Genomic DNA, 20,879 nt, shown 5'->3' with positions numbered 1-20,879 from the left:
CGGGGCCGTTCAGCCGAAGGTCCTGGCCAGCCGCGCCAGGCCCTCCCTGATCTCCGCGGGAGTGTGCGTGGTGAAGGACATGCGCAGGGTGGCCGGGTCCGGCGGCCCGGCGTAGAAGGGGGCGCCGGGGACGTAGGCGACGTCGTGGGTCACGGCCTTGCGCAGCAGGGCGGTCGCGTCCTGCCCCTGGGGCAGCCTGACCCAGACGAACATGCCGCCCTCGGGCCGGTTCCAGGTGCTGCCGGGCGGCAGCGCGGCGCCGAGACCGTCGAGCAGGGCGTCCCTGCGGGCCCGGTAGGCGGCGCGGACCCGCGCGAGGTGGCCGTCGAGGTCGGCGTCGGCGAGATACCTGGCGGCCGCGGCCTGGTCCACCGTGGAGGAGTGCAGGTCGGCGGCCTGCTTGGCGATCACGCAGGCGCGCCGCAGGTCGGCGGGGGCGCGGAGCCAGCCCAGCCGCATCCCGGGCGCCATGATCTTGGAGAAGCTGCCGAGCAGCACCGTGCGGTCGCCCGCCGCCTCGAAGCAGGAGATCCACGGGACCTCCCGGCCGCCGAACCTCAGCTCGCCGTACGGGTCGTCCTCGACGATCCACAGGCCGTGCCGCGCCGCGACCTCGGCGAGGGCACGCCGGCGCTCGGCGGGCAGCGTGCGGCCGGTCGGGTTCTGGAAGTTGGGGACGAGGTAGAGCAGCTTGGGCCGCTCCCGGTCCACCAGGCCGGCCAGCGCCTCGGGGTCGATGCCCTCCTCGTCGCAGGGCACCGGGACCACCCGCGCTCCCGCGAAGCCGAAGCACTGCAACGCCGCCAGGTAGGTCGGGTCCTCCACGAGGACGGCGTCTCCCGGTTCGAGCAGCGCCGTCGCGATCAGGGTCAGCGCCTGCTGGGAGCCCCCGGTGACCAGGAGGTCGTCGGGACCGGTCGGCAGGCCGCGCGCCCCGAGCCTGGCGGCGACCGCGGCCCGCAGCGCCGGGTCGCCCTCGGTGGTGGAGTACTGCAGGGCGCGGTGCGGGTCCTCGGCGAGCACCCGGTCGTAGGCGGCGCGTATCGCCGCGGCGTCGAAGAGGTCGGGGGCGGGCAGGCCGCCGGCGAAGGAGATGACCTCGGGCCGCGCGGTGAGGGCGAGGATCTCGCGTACGGGTGAGGAACCGACCGAACGGGCGCGGGAGGCGAGGGCAGGGGCTGCGGTTCGGCTGGTCATGCGGGAAGTGTACGAATTCCGCCCGCGGCGGCCCCGGCCTTTCCGGCATGTGGTCGCGCGGCCGGCATCCGTCGCGCGGCCGGGCCCGGGGTCGCGCGGCCGGGCCGGGGTCGCGCTCAGCCGCCGGGGAGCTGCTGTTCCGCCCAGATGGTCTTGCCCGTGGGGGTCTGCCTGGTGCCCCACTGCTGGGAGAGCTGGGCCACCAGCAGCAGGCCGCGCCCGCCCTCGTCGAAGGTGCGGGCGCGGCGCAGGTGGGGGGCGGTGCTGCTGCCGTCGGAGACCTCGCAGATCAGTGAGGTCTCGCCGCGGATCAGCCGCAGCCGGATGGGTGGGGAGGCGTGCTTGATGGCGTTGGTGACCAGCTCGCTCACCACGAGTTCGGTGATGAACGCCGCCTCCGGCAGGTGCCAGGCGACGAGTTGCTCGCCTGCGGCCTTGCGGGCACTGGCCACCAGCGCCGGGTCCTGGTCGAGGTCGATCGTGGCCACGTGCTCGGCGTCGAGGGCCCTGGTGCGCGCGAGCAGCAGCGCGGCGTCGTCGACCTGGCGTTCCGGCAGCAGGGTCCGCAGCACCCGGTCGCAGGTGGTGCCCAGGGAGTCGGAGGGCTGGGCCAGCACCTCGCGCAGCAGGTGCTGGCCCTCGTCGAACTCCCGGTTCTTCGGGTCGATCAGGCCGTTGGTGTAGAGGGCGATGAGGCTGCCGACGGGCAGTTCGAGGGAGACCGACTCGAAGGGCAGCCCGCCCACGCCGAGCGGCGGCCCCGGGCTGAGGCCGACGCCCGTGGCGGCGCCCCCGGGGGTGACGATCACCGGCGGGGCGTGCCCGGCGCTGGCCATGACGCACTGCCGGGAGACGGGGTCGTAGACGGCGTAGAGGCAGGTGGCGCCGATCTCGCCGGTGGGGTCCTGCCCCGGCTCGTCGACGCCCTCCTGCTCGGCGAGGTGGGAGACCAGGTCGTCGAGGTGGGTGAGGAGTTCGTCGGGCGGCAGGTCCACGTCCGCGAGGGTGCGCACGGCGGTGCGCAGCCGGCCCATGGTGGCCGAGGCGTGCAGGCCGTGGCCGACGACGTCACCGATGACGAGGGCGACGCGGGTGCCGGAGAGCGGGATCACGTCGAACCAGTCGCCGCCCACCCCGGCCCTGCCGCCCGCGGGCAGGTACCGGGAGGCGACGTAGACGGCGACCTGGCCGTGCAGTTGCTGCGGCAGCAGGCTGCGCTGGAGGGCGAGGGCGGTGCCGCGCTCGCGGGCGTAGCGCCTGGCGTTGTCGACGCTGACGGCGGCCCTGGCGCACAGCTCCCCGGCGAGGAGGACGTCGTCGCGCACGAAGGAGTCCTGGCGGCTGCGGAGCATCAGCGCGGTGCCGAGGACGGTGCCGCGGGCGCGCAGCGGGACGGTCATGATCGAGTGGTAGCCGTAGACGCGGGCGCGTTCCCTGCGCTCGGGGTCCTCGTCGATCCAGCGTTCGAAGCTGGGCGAGGGCAGGTCGTCCACGAAGGGGCGGCCGGTGACCAGGCAGCGGGCGGGCGGCGAGTAGTCGGGGTAGGTGTCCAGCTGCCCGACGGGGACGACGGACTCGGGGATGCCGTCGTGGATGGACTGGTGGGCGGCGCGGCGCAGGGTGATCGTGCCGCCGGGGGCGACGGCGGGGGGCTCGCCGCCGCCCGCCACCTCGGGGAGGAGGTCGATGGTGGCGAAGTCGCACAGCTCGGGGACCAGGGTGGCGGCGAGTTCCTGGGCCGTGCGGTTGACGTCGAGGGTGCTGCCGATCCGGTCGCCTGCGGTGTTCAGCAGGTTGAGCCGCTGCCTGGCGAGGCTCTGCTCGGTGACGTCGGTGGCGGCGACGAACACGCCGCGCACCTGGCCCCCGGGGTCGCGGATGGGCGAGATCTCCAGGGACCAGGTGACGTGGCCCGGGGTTCCGGCCCGGGGCCCGGACACCTCCTGGCGGCGGGGCTCGTTGCGGCGCGCCACCTCCCGGATCAGCTCGCTGACCTCGGCCAGGGAGCGCACCGACTCCTCGAACTCGCCGTCCGTGAGGCCGGCCTCGGTGCGGATGGCCTCGCTGTCCCGGAAGATCTCCTCCAGGTGGCGGCCGATGGAGTCCTCCCTGGTGACGCCGAGGTCACGCAGCACGGTGGCGTTGACGAACCGGACCCTGGCGTCGACGTCGTAGATGCCGAGGGAGCTGGCGGACTGGTCGATGGCCCATTCGAGCAGCCGGTGGTAGTCGGCGCTCGACTGGGTGACGCCCGCGTGCAGCAGCCAGGTGGTGGTGCCCCCGCCGTCCTCGGCCGGGTAGGCCCTGACCTCGGCGGGGACCACTGCGCCGTCCCGGTGACGCAGCGCGAGCCAGCCGTGCCAGCCGCACCGCTCGCCGGCGCAGCGGGCGGCCAGGGAGTGCACGTCCTGGGCGACGAGGCCGGCCGCGGACCGGCCCACGACCTCCTGCGCCTGGTGCCCGAGGAGCCGCGCGGCCCCCGGGCTCCAGGCGCGCACGACGCCGCGGGCGTCGACCACCGCGGAGGCGGCGTCGGCCGCGGGGACGACGACGCCAGCGGGTCGGTCCATCGCGCCCATCCTCACCCTCGCGCCCGTCGGGGGCGCCCGCCCGTTGAGCCGTCAAAGCGCCCATAGCTACGGAAACGGTATCGCCCCGCGGAGGGGTCCCGCCACGCGCGGCTACCAGCGGTGGTGCACCTGGGCCCGGAAGCGCCGGTCGTACAGCTCGCGGATGGCCTCCAGGGTGGCCTCGGGCAGCGGCGGCAGCGCGGCGGCGGCCGCGTTGGCCCGTGCCTGCTCGGGGGTCCTGGCCCCCGGGATCACGCTGGTGACCCCGGGCTGCTGGACGATCCAGCGCAGCGCGGTCTGCGCCGGGGTGGCGCCGGCCGGGGCGAGGGCGGCGAACTCGGCCGCGGCGGCCACCCCGGTGGCGAAGTCGACCCCGGAGAAGGTCTCCCCCTGGTCGAAGGCCTCGCCCTGCCGGTTGTAGGTGCGGTGGTCGTCGGCGGCGAAGGTGGTGTCCGCGGTGTACCTGCCGGACAGCAGCCCGGAGGCGAGCGGCACCCTGGCGATGATCCCGACGCCCGCCTCCCGCGCGGCCGGGAGCACCCGCTCCAGCGGCTTGATCCGGAAGGGGTTGAGGATGATCTGCACGCTCGCGGTGCCGGGGCGGGCGATCGCGGTGAGGGCCTGCTCGCAGGTCTCCACGCTGACCCCGTAGGCCGCGACGCGCCCCTCGGCGACGAGGGTGTCCAGGGCGTCGAAGACCTCGTCCGAGGAGAAGACGGGGGTGGGCGGGCAGTGCAGCTGCACCAGGTCGAGGGTGTCGACGTCGAGGTTGGCCCGGGAACGGTCGGTCCAGGCGCGGAAGTTGTCCAGCGTGTAGTGGGCCGGGTCCTGCTCGACCCGGCGCCCCATCTTCGTGGCCACCATGACCTCCGCGTCCGGCCGCGACCGCCGGAAGGCGGCGATCAGCCGCTCGCTGCGGCCGTCGCCGTAGACGTCGGCCGTGTCCAGGAAGGTCACCCCGGCGTCCACGGCCGCCGAGAGGACGGCCAGGGCGTCCTCCTCGGGCACCTGGCCCCAGTCGGCCCCGAGCTGCCAGGTGCCGAGGCCGATCACGGACGCCTGCCGGTCCAGTCTGCTGAATGCGCGCTTCTCCACGGGCCCATTCTCGCAAGCGGGCGCCCCGGCCACCCGGCGGGCCCCGGCAGGCCCGGAAGGGTCTGGCAGGTCCGGGGGTCAGGCGGGCCCGGCAGGTCCGGCGCGCCCGGCCGCCCGGCTACCCGGCCGGCTCGGCGTCGGCGGGCACGGCCTCCCCCTGGGCCTTCGGGCGGGCCGCCACCGCGCGCTCGGGCCGGTGGGCCGGGATGAACGCGGCCACCAGGACGGCGGCGAGCGAGCCGAGGGCGGCGATGGCGAAGGCGGTGCGGAAGCCGTTGAGGGAGGGAAGGGCCTGCCCGGCGAAGTCGGTGGTCATGTTGGCGAGCAGCACGCCGACCACGGCGCTCGACGAGGAGATGCCGACGGCGCGCATCAGGGTGTTGAGGCCGTTGGCCGCGGCGGTCTCGGACTGCGGGACGGCGGACATGATGAGCGCGGGCATGGCGGCGTAGGCGATGGCGATGCCGGCGCCGATCACGCAGGAGACGAGGACGATCTGCCAGACGGCGTCCATCAGCGGGATGCCGGCCCCGTAGCCGAGGGCGACGACGGCGGCGCCGCTCATCAGGGAGATCTTGGGCCCGAAGCGGGCGGAGATGCGGGCGGAGACCGGCGAGACCAGCATCATCACCAGGCCCGAGGGCGCCAGGCACAGGCCGGCGACGACCATGGACCTGCCGAGGCCGTAGCCGGTCTCCTCGGGCAGCTGGAGCAGCTGCGGCTGGACGAGCGACATGGCGTACATGGCGAAGCCGAGCACCACCGAGGCCAGGTTGGTCAGCAGCACCCGGGGCCGCGCGGTGGTGCGCAGGTCGACCAGCGGCTGCCCGGCGCGCAGTTCCCAGCCGCCCCAGACGAGCAGCAGCACGACGGCGGCGGCGAACAGGCCGAGCGTCACCGCGCTGCCCCAACCCCAGTCGGCGCCCTGCGAGATGGCGAGCAGGAGGCAGACGAGGCCGGCCGAGAGCCCCAGGGCGCCGACGAGATCGAAGCGGCCACCGGCCCGGACGGGCGACTCGCGCACGAAGAGCAGCACCACGGTCATCGACAGGACGCCGAGCCCGGCGGAGCCCCAGAAGAGGACGTGCCAGTCGGTGTTCTGGGCGATCGCGGCGGAGGCGGGCAGGCCGAGGGCGCCGCCGATGCCGAGGGAGGAGCTCATCAGGGCCATCGCCGAGCCCATCCGCTCGGGCGGGAGCTCGTCGCGCATGATGCTGATGCCGAGCGGGATGACGCCCATCGCGCAGCCCTGGAGCGCGCGGCCGGCGACCATCGGGGCCAGGGAGCTGCTGAGGGCGCACACCAGCGAGCCGGCGACCAGCAGGCCGAGACAGGTCAGCAGCATTCGGCGCTTGCCGTACATGTCGCCGAGCCTGCCCATGACGGGGGTGGCGACGGCGCCGGTCAGCAGCGTGGCGGTGATGACCCAGGAAGCCCCCGAGGACGAGGCGCCGAGCAGGCGGGGCAGGTCGGGTATGAGGGGGACCACGAGGGTCTGCATGATCGAGACGGTGATGCCGGCACCGGCCAGCGCGGCGACGATGGTCCCCGTGCCGGTGTGCGCCCGCGCGGTGTTCGTGGCGGACGTGGGCGGTTGAGCCATGGCAAGCCTCCGATTCCGTTGCGCAGGCCGGGTTCCGGCGCTGGCGGGGCGCAACGGCGATGCATCATACATGTCTCATGTAATGTACATACGAGTTGTAGGATGCATGTCCTTGTTCGATTGAACACGACTATCTTGCTTTCCACTTGCTTCCCCCTTGCTTTCGGTTTGTGGGAGGCGGGCCGGCGATCGAAGAGGAGGCCGCCATGGAGGAGTTGTCCGATCTGGAGCGCGAACTCATGCTCGTCGGCCGCCATCACCTGTGCCCTGGCCTGGAGAGCTGCGGCCCCGGGCAGGCGGCGGGGCACGAGGGCCGCCTGGACCGGTCCGCCCATCTGCTGCTGAGCCGCATCGACGCCGAGGGCCCCATGTCCATCGGGCAGTTGGCCGAGGCGCTCGGCCTGGACACCTCCACGGTGAACCGGCAGACCGCGGCCCTGCTGAAGGCGGGTCTCGTCGAACGGCACCTCGACCCCGAGGGGGGCCTGGCCAGGCGGCTGGCCATCACCCAGGAGGGGCTCGGGCGGCTGGCGGCGGAGCGGGCGCGCCGCCGCGACGGGCTCGCCGTCCTCTTCGAGGACTGGTCCCGGGAGGACCTGCGGCAGTTCGCCCACCTGCTCGCCCGCTTCAACGCCCGCTGCGAACGCGTCAAGGGCCACCCCTGGCCGCGGCCCCCCGAGTTCCCGGCGCCCCGCTGAGACGGCGGCCTGGCACGCCACCACGGCCGGGCCTCACGCGCGCGGCCCGGGCGGCGCCCGCCAGGGCAGGGCGGCGCGCGGCGGGGGCGCGTCACGGCCGGGGTGGCGCCGGGCGCTACGCGGTGAGTTCGCGCACGGGCGCCCCGTCCAGCCAGGCCACGATCGCCTCCACGGCCTCGCCGTAGATGACGGACAGGCCCTCCCTGGTCACGTATCCGATGTGCGGGGTGAGCACCGTGCGCGGGGCGCTGCGCAGCGGGTGGTCCGCGGGCAGCGGCTCGCGGTCGTAGACGTCCAGGGCCGCCCCGGCGATGGTGCCCTCCCGCAGCGCGGCCACCAGCGCCGCCTCGTCCACGACCGGCCCGCGCGAGGTGTTGACCAGGTAGCCGCGCGGGCCGAGCAGGCGCAGCTCCTCCGCGCCGACCAGGCCGCGGCTGCGCGCGGAGAGCCTGACGTGCAGGCTGACGATGTCGCTGCGCGCGAACAGCTCCCGCTTGGAGACCAGTTCGGCCCCGTGCTCGGCGGCGGCGGCCTCGGTGAGGTGCTCGCTCCAGGCCACCACGTTCATGTCGAAGGCGTGGGCGTAGCGGGCGACGGCGCTGCCGAGCCTGCCGAGCCCGAGGATGCCCAGGGTGCGGCCCGCCAGCTCGACGCCGAGGCCGCGCTGCCAGCCGCCGGACCTGATCGAGGCGTCCTGCGCCGGGATGTCGCGGACCAGGGACAGCACCAGGCCCCAGATCAGCTCCCTGGTCCCGGCCAGGCCGCTGCGGGTGCCGCAGACCGTGACGCCGAGCTCCCGCGCCGCCGCCACGTCGATCGCCGCGTTGACCATGCCGGCCGTCACCAGCAGCCGCAGCGCCGGCAGGCGGACGAGCAGGCTGCGCGGGAACGGGGTCCGCTCCCGCATCGCGATCACCACCTCGAAGCCGGCCAGCCGTTCCGCGACCGCGTCCTCCTCCGCCAGGTGATCGGTGAAGACGGTGACGTCGGCGCGGCCCTCAAGCGGTGACCAGTCCGCGCTGCCGAGCGCGGCCTCCTGGTAGTCGTCGAGGACGGCGATACGGGGTGCGGGCATGGGCCACCTCTTCGCAGGTTCGCAAGCGGGCATGTGCCGGGCTCGCCACGGCGGCGGGCCCCGGGCGCGCAGTCAGCGTAATCGCCGCCGGGCGCCCGGCCGCCGCCCCGGACCGCACGGCTGCGGTCGCGGCCCCCCGCCCCCACCCCTAAAGTGGGCAAAGGGAGTAATTCCCCTCATTCGCCGGGGAGCGGGAGGTAGCTGTGAAGGCGGTCGTTTATCAGGAGCCCTACTCGGTGACCGTCGAGGAGGTGACCGACGCCGCGCTCCAGGACCCCACGGACGCGCTCGTGCGCGTGACCACCTCCGCGATATGCGGCTCCGACCTGCACATGTACGAGGGAAGGACCGGCGCGAAGTCCGGCATGGTCTTCGGGCACGAGAACATGGGGATCGTCGAGGAGGTCGGCCCCGGCGTCGCCACCGTCAAGAAGGGCGACCGCGTCGTCATGCCCTTCAACGTGGCCTGCGGCTTCTGCCGCAACTGCCTGGCGGGCAAGACCGGCTTCTGCCTCACCGTGAACCGCGGCTTCGCCGGCGGCGCCTACGGCTACGTGTCGATGGGCCCCTACACCGGCGGCCAGGCCGAATACCTCAGGGTGCCGTTCGCCGACTTCAACTGCCTGCGGCTGCCCCCGGGCGAGGAGCACGAGGACGACTTCGCGCTGCTCGCCGACATCTTCCCCACCGGCTACCACGCCACCGAGCTGGCCCAGGTCTCGCCCGGCGAGTCGGTGTGCGTCTTCGGCGCGGGCCCGGTCGGCCTGATGGCCGCCTACTCCGCGATGCTGCGCGGCGCCGCCAAGGTCTTCGTGGTGGACCGGCAGCCCGACCGGCTGCTGCTCGCCGAGCAGATCGGCGCCATCCCCGTCGACTACTCCACGGCGGACGCCGTCGAGCAGATCAGGGAGCAGACGAACGGCGACGGCACCGACAAGGGCATCGACGCGGTCGGCTACCAGGCCACCGTCGCGGAGGGCGAGGAACAGCCCGCCCTCGTGCTCAACACGCTCATCGAGGCGGTCCGGGCCACCGGCACCATCGGCGTCGTCGGCCTCTACGTGCCCGAGGACCCCGGCGGTCCTTCCGAGAGCGCCAAGCACGGCGAACTGCTCTTCCGCGTCGGCAAGTTCTTCGAGAAGGGCCTGCGGATGGGCACCGGCCAGGCCAACGTCAAGGCGTACAACAGGCAGCTGCGCGACCTCATCATCGCGGGCCGGGCCGAGCCCAGCTTCGTGGTCTCCCACCGGCTGCCCCTCGAACAGGCCCCCGAGGCGTACGACCAGTTCGACAAGCGGGTGCACGGCTGGACGAAGGTCCTGCTGAAACCGATGGTCACCGCCGCCTGAACCCCCCGCGGGGGCGTTGCGGGCGCGGACCGGGAGCCGACGGCGGGGAGCGCACGAGGTGGCGCTCCCCGCCGAAGGCTGCCCGCGTGCGCGGCTCTTCCCCGGGCGGGGGCGGGCGCCTCAGGCGCCCGCGGCGTCCAGACGCGCCAACTGCTCCGCGCTCAGCTTCACGTCCAGCGCCGCGACGGCCACCTCGTACTGCTCCAGCGTCCGCGGCCCGATCAGCGGGAAGATCCGCGGCTCCTGCCGGTGCAGGATCCAGGCGAGCACCGTCTGGTTCGGCGTCGCCCCCACCTCGGCGGCCACCTCGGCGAGCACCTTCAGCCGCGCCTCGGAGTCGGCGCCCTCGTAGGGCTCCATCGCGAAGTGCCCCCGGCGCTTGGCCTCGTCGTCGTAGACCCCCTTGAGGATCGGCGAGTACGCCACCAGGCTCAGGTCCCGGTGCGCCCGCAGATAGTGCATCTGCTCGTCGTCGACGATCGAGGAGTGGTCGAGCCCCCGCCTGGGCCGCAGATAGGTGTGCTCCTGTTGCAGCGCCACCGGCGCCGGCCACCCGTGGCGCTCGCACAGCTGCCTGATCCGCTCCAGCCGCCAGGTGTGCGCGTTGGACCAGCCGATGTACCGGGTCTTCCCGGCCCGCACCAGCTCCGCCAGCCCCTCCAGCGTCTCCTCAAGCGGCGTCGCCAGGTCGTCCACGTGCACGTAGTACAGATCCACGTGGTCGGTGCCCAGCCTGCGCAGGCTGTCGTCGAGGGCCCGGCGCAGCGTCTCGGCACCCGCCCCCTCGAAACGCCGGCGCGCCAGCGTCCAGTCCGGCCCGTCCTCGCCCCACACGCCGTCGAGATCCGCGATCACGGCGCTGCCCTTGGTCGCGAGGAACACGTCGTCGCGCCGCCCGCTGCGCGCGAACCACCGCCCGAGCAGCGACTCGCTGTGCCCTCCGTAGTCGCCGCGCCGCTCCCACCAGGCGTAGCAGTTCGCGGTGTCGAGGAAGCCGCCGCCCGCCTCCAGGTAGCGGTCGAGCATGGCGAACGAGGTCCCCTCGTCCGTCCTGGTCCCCATCAGCATGCAGCCGAGCGCCAGTTGACTGACCCGCTGCCCGGTGACCCCGAGTTCCACGGTCTCCATCTCTGGGACCCTCCTTCACATCAGCCGCGTCCCCCGCTCCTGCCGGGGAACGTCGGCGACGCTAGGTGCTGGAGTCCACGCGAGGTCAAGCGGCGGGGCTTGCCGCCCCTTTTACGGCGGCCTCGGGCCCCGGGCTACTCGATGGCCTCGAAGATGTCCGCGTCGGTCTCGCGCTGCCACGCCGGGAGCGCGTCCCAGTCCGCGACGTAGCCGGGTTTCGGGGCGTCGAAGTGCTTGTGGATCTGCGCGATCCAGCAGACGGCCACGAAGCGGCCCTTCTGCTCACGGCTGAGCTTCGCCGTGCTCCCAGCGCTGAGTTCGACGAACTGCCGGATCTGGGCGCAGACCGCCGCGGCGGCCTGCCTCTCCCACTCCGGGGTCTCCTCCCACGGCGCGATGTAGCCGGGCTTGGGCTCCCCCGGGAAGTGCTTCTTCACGCCGGCAATCCACGCGTCGCGAAAGAGACGGCCCAGCTCGTCGGTCACAGAATCTCCTTCGCTGGAGGCCACAGAACGACCACCGCGGCTTCTGTCAGAGGTTGTCGAAGTCGCCCTTCAGGACGCCGCCCTTGAACGCCGCCCATTCACCGGCCGTGAAGCACAGGTGCGCCGCGTCGGGATTCTTCGAGTCCCGCACGGCCACCCCGCCGTCCGGCAGGGGCGCAAGTTCGAAGCATTCGCCGTTGTTGGCCGTCAGGCTGCTCTTCTGCCAGTCGAGGGTGGCCGGGTCGATCGAGTACAGGTCCTGCTTCTCCATCAGTCTTCCCTGTCTTTGACTCGTGAGACGAGATCCCGCGTCTCGTCTACGGTAAGCGCGACGCCGGTGAGGCTTCGGAACAGGCGGTGCATCCGGCGGAGGTCACGGGGATCGTCGATGGTCAGGCTACCAGCGACGGACTCGCCGAAGGCAACGTCCGGCATGTGCTCATCGGGGAAGCGGAAGATGCGGAAACCTGCAATCTGACAGCCTTCTTCACCTTTCTCGTAGGGGATGACCCGCAGCGTGACGCTGGGGTGCTCGGAGAGGTCGAGGAGGTGCTGAAGCTGCCGACGATGGACCGCCGGGCCACCGACGCGGAACTCAAGCGCCGCCTGGGTGATCACGTAGTGGCACTGGAGCGGCGTGCTCGTGTCGAAAAGCCTCTCCCGCTGCCTGACCATGCGCACCTCGACGAGCCCGTCGATCTGGTCCGGTCCCAGCGAGGCAAAGCCCACTCCTGTCACGGCTCTCGCATAATCCTCCGTCTGCAACAGCCCCGGAACGATGCCCGGCTGGTACTCGAAGACGCTCTGCGCGGCGTCCTCGAACGCGATGACCTGCTCGTAACTCGACGAGATGATCTCGCGGTACCTGACCCACCACGGCGGACGACGGTCGTTCGACGACGCCTGGAGCTGGGCCAGTTCCTCCCGCTCCTCGGCAGGCACCTCGTACAGATCCATCAGTTTCCCGAAGATCACCTGCGAGCAGGGACGTTTACCGGTCTCGATACGGCTGATCAACGAGACGTCGTAGCCCAGCGCCTCGGCCACCTCGTTCAGCCTCAGGCCGTGCACTTCGTCCCGGAGACGGCGAAGCGCACGTCCCAGAGCAACCCGGGCCATGAGCGCCGTACTTGAACCATTGGTCATCGTTTCTCCAGCCATGCAAGCGAACTGAGGCTGCCTCAGGCAGTCACTGCATCATCATGCCAGTCCGGCGACTTTGATTGTCAATTGACCGTTCGCGTGACTTGACATTGTCTCTCCGGCTGCTCCACGGTGAAAACATCACGCCGAGGAGCGTCACGGCTACCTGTCGTGACGACTTCGGGTCGCGTGTGCCGCTCTGTGCTGGAGGTGTCCGTGGAGGTCGCCCGTGAAGTTCTGGGGAAGCAGCCCGCGTTCGGGTGGGAGCTGCGTGTCGGGGCGTGGGAGGTCGAGTTCTGGCGTGGCCGGGTGGCCGAGGTGCTGCGGGCGTGGGGAGCGCCGGAGGACGCGGTGGAGTTGGGCCGGCTCGGCGTCTCGGAGCTGCTGACCAACGTCTACAAGCACGCGGGAGGCGGCCGGTGTCTCCTTCAGGTCAGCCGGAACGGCGGGGAGGCCGTGGTGCGGGTCTTCGACGACTCCCCCGGGCTGCCGGAGATCAGCGAACCGGCCTGGGAGGCGGAGTCGGGCCGCGGACTGTGGCTGCTCAGGGCGGCCTGCCCGCGCGTCGGCTGGGAACGCGTGCCCGCGCCCCTGGCCGGGAAGTGCGTGTGGTTCGCATGCTCCCTCGAAAGGGGGAAGGGCCGGTGAGCGTTCTGGCGGGGGTGGCCGGGGTCGTGGGGGCCGCGGCGGTGGTTGCCGCGGTGGGGGGCGCGTGCCATCTCGGGGTTCTGCTGCACCTGGTGGCGCGGATCGAGGAAGCAGAGGGGGGCCGGTGGTGAACGCGCGGAGGCAGGGCGGTACTTCGCCGTCGGCCCGGCCGCCCGTGGTGTGGGGGCCGCGGGGACTGCCGGTGCCGCAGGTCACCCGGTGGAGCGCGGAGGAGGCCATGGTGGGCGCCCGGCTGACCGTGCGCGCCGACGGGCGCGGGCTGGCGTACGCGGACGAGGTGGCGGGCGACCGCGACCGGCACGGCGTCCTGTGGGCCCGCGTCACGGAGGCGCCGGGCCAGGGGCGCCCGGACTTCCGGGAGATGCACACCGTCCGGCAGCGCACGGCGATGCTGCGGCGGCTGTGCCAAGTGTGCGGCGGGCCGGCGAGCCGGAACGCGCAGGGGTGGCTGTTCGCCTTGCGGCGGCCGGGGGTTGAGGAACGGACGCCCGGCTGGCCGGAGGGGCTGTTGTGCAGCAAGCCCCCGGTGTGCGAGCCGTGCGCCCGCCTCGCCACCCGGCACTGTCCGCACCTGGACGCGCCGGCGTTCGTGCGGGTGCGCAAGCCGCGCGTGTGGGGCGCGTTCGGCGGCTTCTTCCTCCCCCGCCCCGGCGGCGGCCTGGTCGCGGGCGAGGACGATCACCTGCCCTACGGCCATCCGCAGGCCCGGTGGTTCCTGGCCTCGCAGCTCGTCGTCGAACTCACCCGGTGTACGGCCGTCGCGCTCGCCGGCACCGCGCCCCCGCCCCGCGCGCCGGGCGGCGCGCCCGATCGGCCACGCGCCCCGCGCTGATCGCCCCGCGCTCGGGACCGGTCCCGGGCGCGGGGCGCTAGGTTACGGGGCCATGCGGTTCCTCAAGCGCCGTTCGGCCGCCCCTCGCCCGCCCGTTCCGCCGGCCGCCTCGCCGGCCCCCACCCCCGCACCGGCCCCCACGCCCGCGCCGCAGGAGGAGCCGGAACAGGAGGAGCCGGAGCAGGAGGAGCCCCTGAGGTGCCGGTTCTGTGACGCGGGCGGCCCCGGGGTGACCCTCCTCGCGCTGCACGACAGCGCCTACGACCGCCCGCGGGGCCACTGCTGCGGGCCGTGCCAACAGGAGTACCCCCGGCTGGCCGCCCGGCTGACGTACGCCCGCACCGCCGGGCACCGGCCCTGGCTGCTCCCCGACTCCGGCGCCGAGCACGGCCTGCGGGCCGAGCCGGACTCGCTGGCCGCCGTGCGGGCGGTCGTGGACCGGCTCGCGGGCACGCTGCGGGAGGACGTTCCGCCTGCGGCGGCCGGTCTCGCTGCCCTCCGACTCGGCGTCTGGGGGCCGGAGAAGGAGACCCCCTGCGCCTCGCGCGAGGAGGCGCGGGAGGCGGTGAGCCGGGCGATCGCCGGCATCCTCGACCGCCACCACGAGAAGCTGCACACGTACGGCGATCACCGGGACTACGCCGTGCACACCGTCGCGGCGTTCGGCCAGGGCACGGGGGTGCTCTACCAGACCGTCACCACGCACGGGGACTGGCTGGAGCAGACCTGCTTCCTCATCGACCGCGCCCACACGGTGCACCGCTACACCAACTACGACAGGTGAGCGGCGGTGGCCGACCCGCGCCACCCCGCCCCGAGCCGGACCGCCACGGCCCGCCGCCGGACCGCCACCGCACCGCCGCCGGCCCCTCGCCGCCCCGCCGCCGGACCGCGAAGGGACCACGACCGCGAAGGGACCGCAGGAGGCCGCGGCAGGACCGGGTGGGGTGAACGGCTCAGATCTGGGACGCCCACACGCCGACCACGGCGAGCAGCCCGGCCAGCAGGGAGACGGTGATCCACGTCATGGCCACCCCGTTCAACTCCACCTTGACGTCCGGGTTCTGCTCCTGCCGCAGGATGTCGGCGGCCACGCTCTTGCGCACCGGGGCGATCATGACCACGAGCAGGAGCAGCACCGCGCTGTACAGGTAGAGCGCGGCGGGGAACGACACGCCCTTCGTCCCGGACGACCCGACCATGGCCACCCCGAGGACGAGGGGAATGAAGGAGACGCTCCTCTTCCCCTTCCGCGTCGGCATGCACCAGCGCATGACGGCCACATGGCCCACGGTGACGACGGCGGCGACGGCGACCCAGGCGGAGACGGGCAGGTGCAGGAACATGGCCGGCGGTCCTCTCTTACGGACGCGACGCGCGGGGGCGGGCATGCGGGGAACAGGGCAGCCGCTCAGTCTAAGGCAGGGGCCCGCGGCCGTCGTCCGGCGGGACGGGGCAGGATGGCCCGGCGCATGCGTGACGAGAGGAGCGGGAACGTCGTGGCACAGCTGATCCGCCGGGCCGCCGTGCCGGATGTGTTCGTCGACGCCTCCACGGTCGAGGTGACCGGGGAGTCCCTGGTCACGGAGTTCGCACCCGACTGGACGGGGAACGGGCTCGTCGCGGCCGACCCGGAGGGCGGCGAGGGCCTGCGGATCGTGTGCGGGCAGGAGATCGGGACCGTCGCCGTCGCCGCCGAACTGTGGGACGGGCCGCCGCCCTTGGACCTCGCCGGCTGGCAGGACGTCGCCGAGGTCTCCACCTCGTGGGAGTCGGCCCTCCTCAACTTCGCCACGACGCCGCGCCCGGACGAGGAGGAGGCGGAGCTGCGGCTGCCGGGGCCCGGGGACTACCGCGTGCGCGTGCACGGCAGGAACCGCGACGACGGGGACCCGCGCGAGGAGGGGGACCCGGTGGAGGAGTACCTGATCCGGCTGTGGCCCGCCCCCTGGGGCGAGCCCTGCCTGCACAAGGCGGCCAGCGAGACCGGCGCACTGTGGCGCGGGGAGGGCTGAGGCGCCGCGCCGGCGCCGGGCGCAAGGCGCCGGGCGGCGGGCCGAGGGCGCAAGGGGGCGGGCGGCGGGCGGAAAGCGGTGGACGCCGGGGGCGGCGGGGCACTACGGTCGCCCGATTCGAGTACCACGGGACGAGATGGGGTGCGTGAGATGACGACGCGGGCAGCGGCGGCCGATCGCGGTCGGCCGCCCTCGGGAAACGACAGGACCTCATCTCACCGAAGGAATCGATCCCGTGGATCTTCCACGCATCTTCACCATCCGCGAAAGCAGCCACCGCATCCACAACCCGTTCAGCCCTGACAAGCTCGCCGCGCTCGGCCGGGCGCTGCACCTGCCCCCGGGAACGCGGGCCCTCGACCTGGCCTGCGGCTCGGGCGAGATGCTGTGCACCTGGGCCCGCGACCACGGCATCACGGGCACCGGCGTCGACATCAGCTCGGTCTCCGTCGCGCAGGCCAGGGCGCGCGCCGTCGCGCTCGGCGTGGACGGCCGCGTCGCCTTCGTCCACGGCGACGCCTCGGGGCACGTCGCCGAGGAGCCCGTCGGCCTGGCCGCGTGCGTCGGCGCCACCTGGATCGGCGGCGGCCTGGCCGGCACCGTCGGGCTGCTGCGCCGCAGCCTCGCGCCCGGCGGGCTGATGCTGATCGGCGAGCCCTTCTGGCGGCAAGAACCGCCGGACCAGGAGACCGTCGAAGGCTGCCAGGCCCATGCCAGGGACGACTTCGGCACCCTGCCGGAGCTGGTCGGGACGTTCGGCGCGCTCGGGTACGACCTCGTCGAGATGGTCCTCGCCGGCCCGGACGACTGGGACCGGTACCGGGCCGCGCAGTGGCTGAACCTCCGCCGCTGGCTGGACGCCAACCCGGAGGACGAACTGGCCGCCGAGGTGCGGGCCGAACTCGACACGGAACCCATCCGGTTCATCCGCTACCAGCGGGAGTACCTGGGCTGGGGCGTGTTCGCGCTGATGGCCCGCTGAGGAGTGGCGGGCCCGCCGAGAGGTGACGGCCCGCCGAGGCAAGGGGGCGTGGGGCGAGGGCCGAGGGCCCTTTCCCCGCGCCCCCCACCACCCGGCGCACGTCCCCCACCGCCTTCCTGCTGACTGCGGTTCCCCGTGGCCGTCGTAGCGCCGTAGCGCCGTGGCCGTCGTAGTGCCGTGGCCATCGCTGCGCCGTGGCCGGTCGCCGCATCGGCCGTTGTCAGTGGTGGCGCCTAGGGTGTTCGTCAGGTTCGGACGGAGCGGGCGGTGGCCAGATGAGTGGGGATGAGGGACCAGGACCGCCCCGGCTTCACCGACTGGCCGGTGGTCTCCGCCCTCCCGCCGGGGCTGCCGGGGCCGGTGGTCCTCCGGGCGGCGGTCGCCTCAAGCGCGGGGGCACGGGATGGGCCGCTCCGCGGACGGCGACCCGCCGAGGTGGTGAGCTGGGGCACGGGATGCCGACCGTGCTGCCGGACGGCAGTGCCGAGGCAACGCAGGCCGCGCCGGCGTGCGACCGGGCCGGCCGGTGGGCTCTCGTCTTCGCCGGCCGCCGCCTCGGGAGGGCGCGGGCCGTGCGGAGTCCGGCGGCCGGCCACGAGCCGAACGGGCCGGTGAATGGGCGAGCCGAACGGGCCGGTAAATGGGGAGCCTTCGGGCGGCTCCTTCTCCTAGGTTTCGCCTCATGGCCACTTCCGACGGTCCCGGGGACCACACCGCGGGGGCGCGGCCGCCTCTGGTGACCCGCCCGTTGCTGTTGCGCTGCGCGACGGTCGCCGGTTCCTCGGCGAGCTTCCATCTGCTGCTGTCGGTCGCCCCGGCGTACGCGCAGGCCGCGCCGGGGCGGGGCAGCGACACGGCGGGCCTGGTCACCGGGGCGCTGATGCTGGCCACGGTGGCCGGCGAGACGATGGGCCCCTGGCTGGCCGCACGCTGTGGCCATCGCCTGATGCTGGGGGCCGGGCTGGTGCTGCTGGGTGCTCCGGCGCTGGGCCTGCCCGCCTCGCGGAGCATGGCGTGGATCGTGGCGGTCTGCCTCCTGCGGGGGCTCGGCTTCGCCTTCACCCTGGTGGCGGGCGGGGCGCTGACGGCCGCGCTGATCCCGCAGGAGCGCCGCGGGGAGGGGCTGGCCCTGATCGGGGTGATGGCCGGGGTGCCCTCGCTGGTGTGCCTGCCGCTCGGGTCCTGGCTGGCCGTGCACACCGGGTACGGGCCCGTCTGCACGGCGGCGGCCCTGGCCGCCCTGGTGTCCGTCGCCGCGGTCCCCGGCCTGCCGGGACGGGAGGCGGCCTCGGGCCCCGAGCTGGGGATCTTCGCCGGGGCCGCCTCCGGCGCGCTCGGCCGCCCCGCGGCCGTGTTCGGGGTGACGGCGGTGGGCGCGGGCATCGTCGTCACCTTTCTGCCGCTGGCCGTGGAGGGAGGCTCTTCCGGCGTGGTGGCCGCGGCGCTGTTCGGGCAACCGGCCGCCGCGACCGCATCCCGCTGGTTCGCCGGGCGGCGCGCGGACCGGAGCGGAGCCGCCGGGCTGGTCCTGCCGGGGCTGCTGGTCTCGGCCGCCGGCATCCTCGCGGTCGCCCTCACGGGCATCCCGGCCGCGGTCGTCGCGGGTGCGGCCGTGTTCGGCGCCGGCTTCGGCATCACCCAGAGCGCCACCCTCACGCTGATGTACTCCCGGGTCGCGGCCTCCGGGTACGGCACGGTGAGCGCCCTGTGGAACCTGGCCTACGACGCGGGCATGGGCCTCGGCGCGGTCGGCTTCGGCGCGCTGGCCGGTGCGACCGGCTACCCCTGGGCCTTCGCCCTGACCGCGCTTCTTACGCTCACCGCTGTCGTCCCCGCCCGGTGGGACCATGCGCGCCAACGGCGTGCGACGCCCGGCGGGGATCGGGTGGCGACGGCGGAGGGGCAACGCTGAGCGGCTGCCGGCGCCCTCGTCCCCCGCCGCGAACGCGCCACCCGCGCGCTCGGCCACCCGCCCGCCGCACCACCCCGCGCCATCCGCCGCGCGGCGGCGGCGGGTCGCGCGAGTTCACCAGTGGCGGCCCTCGGGTAGGCGGGCGGCCTCCGGGGCGGAGAGGTGCAGCACCTCGTACCGTTCGGTCGCCTCCTCGTCCTCCGCGGCCCCGGCCCACAGCACGAGGCGGACCAGCTGCCAGTGCCGCGGGTCCACGGCGAGGGCGGCGCTGTGCACCCCGGGGCGCGCCGCCAGCTCCCGCAGGCCCGCGATCTCCCCTTCCACCAGCGCCGCGAGGTCCTCCCCCGACAGGTCCCGGCCCTCGGGGACGGCGGTCAGCCGGCGCGAGGCGTGCCTCGGCTCGGCGGCGCGGGCGGGGCCCGTCAGGGTCGCCACCGGCGTCCAGTGGTGGACCGCGGGGCGGCCGAAGTCCCGGACGATGCCCTGGAATCCGCCGCCGCCGAGGAGGAACCGGCCCATCGCGCCGGTGTCCCGCCACAGGTAGAAGGGCGCGTACTGGTTGACCGTCGAGCCCAGGACGCCGCGCTCGCGGATCAGGTACGCCTTCCAGCCCAGCCCCGCGCGGTCGTCGAGGAGCGCGCCGAAGTCCGCCACGCGCCGGCGGATGATGCCCATGTCGTAGTCCGCGGGCAGGGTGATCTCGTACTGCTTGGCGTACATCGCCTTCCGGCCTTTCTCCGCTGTCACTTCGCCTCCCCCGCATCGTACATACCAGTAGGTACAAGGGGAACGCGAGGCGGCGGCGCGGCGCCCCGAGGGGGAGACGGCACCGCACGCCCCCGCGCCGTCCCGCCCCGGAGCCCCGGAGCCCCGGCGGCTCAGCGGCTCAGCGGCTCAGCGGCTCAGCGTGATCTCCCGCTCCATGTGGGAGAGCTTCTCGGGGTTGCGGACCGCGTAGAAGCCGGTGATCAGGCCCTCGTCGAGGCGCATCGCCAGCACGGTGTCGAGCCGGCCCGCGAGCCGGACGACCAGCGCCGGGTGGCCGTTGACCTGCGCCGGAAGCAGCGCGGTGGCGTCGGGGACCCGCTCCAGGGCACCGGCCAGCAGCCGGGCCACCCGGTCGGCCCCCACGACGGGCCGCAGCACGGCCCGCACGATGCCGCCGCCGTCGCCCAGCCAGACGACGTCGGGTGCGAGGCGGTCGAGGAGGCCCTGGAGGTCGCCGGTTTCCACCGCCCGCCGGAACGCCTCCAGCGCATCCCGCGTCTCCGCCGCCGACACCGCGCCCCGCGGACGCCGCGCCGCCACGTGCGACCGCGCCCGGTGCGCGATCTGCCGCACCGCCGCCTGGCTCTTGCCCACCGCCTCCGCGATCTCCCCGTACTCCAGGCCGAACACCTCCCGCAGCACGAACACCGCCCGCTCCGCAGGACCCAGCGTCTCCAGCACCAGCAACATCGCCATCGACACGCTCTCCGCCAGCTCCACGTCCTCCGCCACATCCGGCGCCGTCAGCAACGGCTCAGGCAACCACGGACCCACATACGACTCCCGGCGGCGGCCGAGGGTGCGCAGCCGGGCGAGGGCCTGACGGGTGGCGATCCGGACCAGGTAGGCGCGCCGGTCCCGCACCACGGCCAGATCCACCCCCACCCACCGCAACCACGTCTCCTGCAGCACGTCCTCCGCATCCGCCGCCGAACCCAGCAACTCGTACGCCACCGTGAACAGCAGATTCCGATGCGCGAGGAAGGTTTCCGTGGCCTCGTCCGGGCGGCCGTCGGGGCCCGGCTGGCCGGGGCGGCCGTCGTGGCCGTCGTGGTGGTCGAGGTCGTCGCCGCGGCCGTCGTGGTGGTCGGATGCGGTCTGCGGGGTGGCGGCCATGGGTGGCTCCTGTTCGTTCCGGCTCTCTCCCCCACCAGATGCCGGTCGCAGTCTCCGTGTGACACCGGGACGATAGCCGCTCCCGCCGCCCGGGCCCCGCGGTGGGGCCCGGGCGGCGGGAGCGGGCGTTCCCCGGTCCCGGCCGGGCGCGGCCCGCACCCGGCCGGGTGGCCCCGCCCCCGGCCGCCCCGGAGTGCGGCGGCGGCCGGGGGCGTGACCCGGGGCTTCCCGCGGCGGTGCGC

The 20,879-nt window shown here is 74.1% G+C and carries 21 protein-coding genes; 9 read left to right on the top strand and 12 right to left on the bottom strand.

Going from position 1 to position 20,879, the window contains the following annotated elements:
• Nucleotides 1-9 precede the first annotated feature (9 nt).
• From D7294_RS28730 to D7294_RS28715, 4 genes are all read right to left on the bottom strand, one after another.
• Entirely contained in the window at nt 10-1,197 is a 1,188-nt protein-coding gene (locus D7294_RS28730; RefSeq protein ID WP_120684727.1) for an aminotransferase-like domain-containing protein, read from the bottom strand.
• Nucleotides 1,198-1,313: 116 nt separating this feature from the next.
• Nucleotides 1,314-3,767, bottom strand: coding sequence for a SpoIIE family protein phosphatase (locus D7294_RS28725; RefSeq protein ID WP_241562692.1), 2,454 nt, complete (start codon nt 3,765-3,767; stop codon nt 1,314-1,316).
• Between the two features lie 111 nt (nt 3,768-3,878).
• Complete coding sequence (locus D7294_RS28720) at nt 3,879-4,862, bottom strand: aldo/keto reductase (protein WP_120684725.1); 984 nt, start codon at nt 4,860-4,862, stop codon at nt 3,879-3,881.
• A 118-nt stretch (nt 4,863-4,980) separates the two neighbouring features.
• The gene (locus D7294_RS28715) at nt 4,981-6,465 is read right to left on the bottom strand and encodes an MFS transporter (protein ID WP_120684724.1); all 1,485 of its coding nucleotides are present in this window, start codon (nt 6,463-6,465) and stop codon (nt 4,981-4,983) included.
• 206 nt (nt 6,466-6,671) lie between these two features.
• Between D7294_RS28715 and D7294_RS28710 the strand changes: the two genes are divergently transcribed.
• Nucleotides 6,672-7,163, top strand: a complete 492-nt coding sequence (locus D7294_RS28710; protein WP_120684723.1) for a MarR family winged helix-turn-helix transcriptional regulator — start codon at nt 6,672-6,674, stop codon at nt 7,161-7,163.
• 115 nt (nt 7,164-7,278) lie between these two features.
• Here the strand turns inward: D7294_RS28710 and D7294_RS28705 are convergent, their stop codons facing one another.
• The gene (locus D7294_RS28705) at nt 7,279-8,238 is read right to left on the bottom strand and encodes a D-2-hydroxyacid dehydrogenase family protein (protein ID WP_120684722.1); all 960 of its coding nucleotides are present in this window, start codon (nt 8,236-8,238) and stop codon (nt 7,279-7,281) included.
• A gap of 203 nt (nt 8,239-8,441) precedes the next feature.
• Between D7294_RS28705 and D7294_RS28700 the strand changes: the two genes are divergently transcribed.
• A complete protein-coding gene (locus D7294_RS28700) occupies nt 8,442-9,587 on the top strand; it encodes a glutathione-independent formaldehyde dehydrogenase (protein WP_120684721.1) in 1,146 nt (381 codons plus the stop codon).
• A gap of 120 nt (nt 9,588-9,707) precedes the next feature.
• Here D7294_RS28700 and D7294_RS28695 read toward each other — a convergent pair whose 3' ends face one another.
• The 4 genes from D7294_RS28695 to D7294_RS28680 form a co-directional block, all read right to left on the bottom strand.
• Nucleotides 9,708-10,715: an aldo/keto reductase gene (locus tag D7294_RS28695; RefSeq protein WP_120684720.1), complete on the bottom strand. Its 1,008-nt coding sequence runs from the start codon at nt 10,713-10,715 to the stop codon at nt 9,708-9,710.
• Nucleotides 10,716-10,849: 134 nt separating this feature from the next.
• Nucleotides 10,850-11,200: a hypothetical protein gene (locus tag D7294_RS28690; RefSeq protein WP_120684719.1), complete on the bottom strand. Its 351-nt coding sequence runs from the start codon at nt 11,198-11,200 to the stop codon at nt 10,850-10,852.
• A gap of 46 nt (nt 11,201-11,246) precedes the next feature.
• Entirely contained in the window at nt 11,247-11,471 is a 225-nt protein-coding gene (locus D7294_RS28685; RefSeq protein ID WP_120684718.1) for a DUF397 domain-containing protein, read from the bottom strand.
• Nucleotides 11,471-12,319 carry a helix-turn-helix domain-containing protein gene (locus D7294_RS28680; RefSeq protein ID WP_277751128.1) on the bottom strand — a complete coding sequence of 283 codons (849 nt, stop codon included), beginning with the start codon at nt 12,317-12,319 and terminating at the stop codon, nt 11,471-11,473. The genes D7294_RS28685 and D7294_RS28680 overlap by 1 nt, the downstream gene beginning before the upstream one ends.
• Before the next feature lie 240 nt (nt 12,320-12,559).
• On the opposite strand from D7294_RS28680, the gene D7294_RS28675 reads away from it, so the two are divergent.
• From D7294_RS28675 to D7294_RS28665, 4 genes are all read left to right on the top strand, one after another.
• On the top strand, nt 12,560-12,991 hold the full coding sequence (locus tag D7294_RS28675) for an ATP-binding protein (protein WP_241562690.1): 432 nt from the start codon (nt 12,560-12,562) through the stop codon (nt 12,989-12,991).
• Nucleotides 12,988-13,122 (top strand): hypothetical protein, encoded by a 135-nt coding sequence (locus tag D7294_RS33810; RefSeq protein WP_277751126.1) that lies wholly within the window; start codon nt 12,988-12,990, stop codon nt 13,120-13,122. Before D7294_RS28675 ends, D7294_RS33810 begins: the two co-directional genes overlap by 4 nt.
• Nucleotides 13,123-13,193: 71 nt before the next feature.
• The gene (locus D7294_RS28670) at nt 13,194-13,844 is read left to right on the top strand and encodes a hypothetical protein (protein ID WP_194117774.1); all 651 of its coding nucleotides are present in this window, start codon (nt 13,194-13,196) and stop codon (nt 13,842-13,844) included.
• Between the two features lie 52 nt (nt 13,845-13,896).
• A complete protein-coding gene (locus D7294_RS28665; protein WP_120684716.1) occupies nt 13,897-14,628 on the top strand; it encodes a hypothetical protein in 732 nt (243 codons plus the stop codon).
• Nucleotides 14,629-14,800: 172 nt separating this feature from the next.
• Here D7294_RS28665 and D7294_RS28660 read toward each other — a convergent pair whose 3' ends face one another.
• Nucleotides 14,801-15,190: a hypothetical protein gene (locus D7294_RS28660; protein WP_120684715.1), complete on the bottom strand. Its 390-nt coding sequence runs from the start codon at nt 15,188-15,190 to the stop codon at nt 14,801-14,803.
• Nucleotides 15,191-15,316: 126 nt separating this feature from the next.
• Here D7294_RS28660 and D7294_RS28655 point away from each other — a divergent pair, with 126 nt between their 5' ends.
• The 3 genes from D7294_RS28655 to D7294_RS28640 all read left to right on the top strand — a co-directional run bounded on the left by D7294_RS28655 (nt 15,317) and on the right by D7294_RS28640 (nt 18,753).
• Complete coding sequence (locus D7294_RS28655; protein ID WP_147450929.1) at nt 15,317-15,859, top strand: hypothetical protein; 543 nt, start codon at nt 15,317-15,319, stop codon at nt 15,857-15,859.
• Between the two features lie 235 nt (nt 15,860-16,094).
• A complete protein-coding gene (locus D7294_RS28650) occupies nt 16,095-16,841 on the top strand; it encodes an SAM-dependent methyltransferase (protein WP_120684713.1) in 747 nt (248 codons plus the stop codon).
• A 682-nt stretch (nt 16,842-17,523) separates the two neighbouring features.
• Entirely contained in the window at nt 17,524-18,753 is a 1,230-nt protein-coding gene (locus D7294_RS28640; RefSeq protein ID WP_120684711.1) for an MFS transporter, read from the top strand.
• Between the two features lie 114 nt (nt 18,754-18,867).
• Here D7294_RS28640 and D7294_RS28635 read toward each other — a convergent pair whose 3' ends face one another.
• Together D7294_RS28635 and D7294_RS28630 are read right to left on the bottom strand one after the other, a co-directional pair.
• Nucleotides 18,868-19,473 (bottom strand): DUF4865 family protein, encoded by a 606-nt coding sequence (locus tag D7294_RS28635; protein WP_120684710.1) that lies wholly within the window; start codon nt 19,471-19,473, stop codon nt 18,868-18,870.
• A gap of 174 nt (nt 19,474-19,647) precedes the next feature.
• Complete coding sequence (locus D7294_RS28630; RefSeq protein ID WP_120684709.1) at nt 19,648-20,637, bottom strand: RNA polymerase sigma-70 factor; 990 nt, start codon at nt 20,635-20,637, stop codon at nt 19,648-19,650.
• Between the last annotated feature and the right edge of the window lie 242 nt (nt 20,638-20,879).

Origin of the sequence: Streptomyces hoynatensis (genome assembly GCF_003626535.1) — a bacterium.
GTDB classification, from domain to species: Bacteria; Actinomycetota; Actinomycetes; order Streptomycetales; family Streptomycetaceae; genus Streptomyces; species Streptomyces hoynatensis.
Note: the sequence above shows the minus strand (reverse complement) of the source record. Positions and strands in the feature narration are given on the sequence as shown.

What these genes read in the sequence shown, in the direction of transcription:
- D7294_RS28640 (WP_120684711.1), top strand. Translation starts at nt 17,524, where the DNA reads ATGGCCACTTCCGACGGTCCCGGGGACCACACCGCGGGGGCGCGGCCG.
- D7294_RS28635 (WP_120684710.1), bottom strand. Translation starts at nt 19,473, where the DNA reads ATGTACGCCAAGCAGTACGAGATCACCCTGCCCGCGGACTACGACATG.
- D7294_RS28715 (WP_120684724.1), bottom strand. Translation starts at nt 6,465, where the DNA reads ATGGCTCAACCGCCCACGTCCGCCACGAACACCGCGCGGGCGCACACC.
- D7294_RS28730 (WP_120684727.1), bottom strand. Translation starts at nt 1,197, where the DNA reads ATGACCAGCCGAACCGCAGCCCCTGCCCTCGCCTCCCGCGCCCGTTCG.
- D7294_RS28660 (WP_120684715.1), bottom strand. Translation starts at nt 15,190, where the DNA reads ATGTTCCTGCACCTGCCCGTCTCCGCCTGGGTCGCCGTCGCCGCCGTC.
- D7294_RS28680 (WP_277751128.1), bottom strand. Translation starts at nt 12,319, where the DNA reads ATGGCCCGGGTTGCTCTGGGACGTGCGCTTCGCCGTCTCCGGGACGAA.
- D7294_RS28630 (WP_120684709.1), bottom strand. Translation starts at nt 20,637, where the DNA reads ATGGCCGCCACCCCGCAGACCGCATCCGACCACCACGACGGCCGCGGC.
- D7294_RS28710 (WP_120684723.1), top strand. Translation starts at nt 6,672, where the DNA reads ATGGAGGAGTTGTCCGATCTGGAGCGCGAACTCATGCTCGTCGGCCGC.
- D7294_RS28725 (WP_241562692.1), bottom strand. Translation starts at nt 3,767, where the DNA reads ATGGACCGACCCGCTGGCGTCGTCGTCCCCGCGGCCGACGCCGCCTCC.
- D7294_RS28685 (WP_120684718.1), bottom strand. Translation starts at nt 11,471, where the DNA reads ATGGAGAAGCAGGACCTGTACTCGATCGACCCGGCCACCCTCGACTGG.
- D7294_RS28665 (WP_120684716.1), top strand. Translation starts at nt 13,897, where the DNA reads ATGCGGTTCCTCAAGCGCCGTTCGGCCGCCCCTCGCCCGCCCGTTCCG.
- D7294_RS28655 (WP_147450929.1), top strand. Translation starts at nt 15,317, where the DNA reads ATGCGTGACGAGAGGAGCGGGAACGTCGTGGCACAGCTGATCCGCCGG.
- D7294_RS28705 (WP_120684722.1), bottom strand. Translation starts at nt 8,238, where the DNA reads ATGCCCGCACCCCGTATCGCCGTCCTCGACGACTACCAGGAGGCCGCG.
- D7294_RS28695 (WP_120684720.1), bottom strand. Translation starts at nt 10,715, where the DNA reads ATGGAGACCGTGGAACTCGGGGTCACCGGGCAGCGGGTCAGTCAACTG.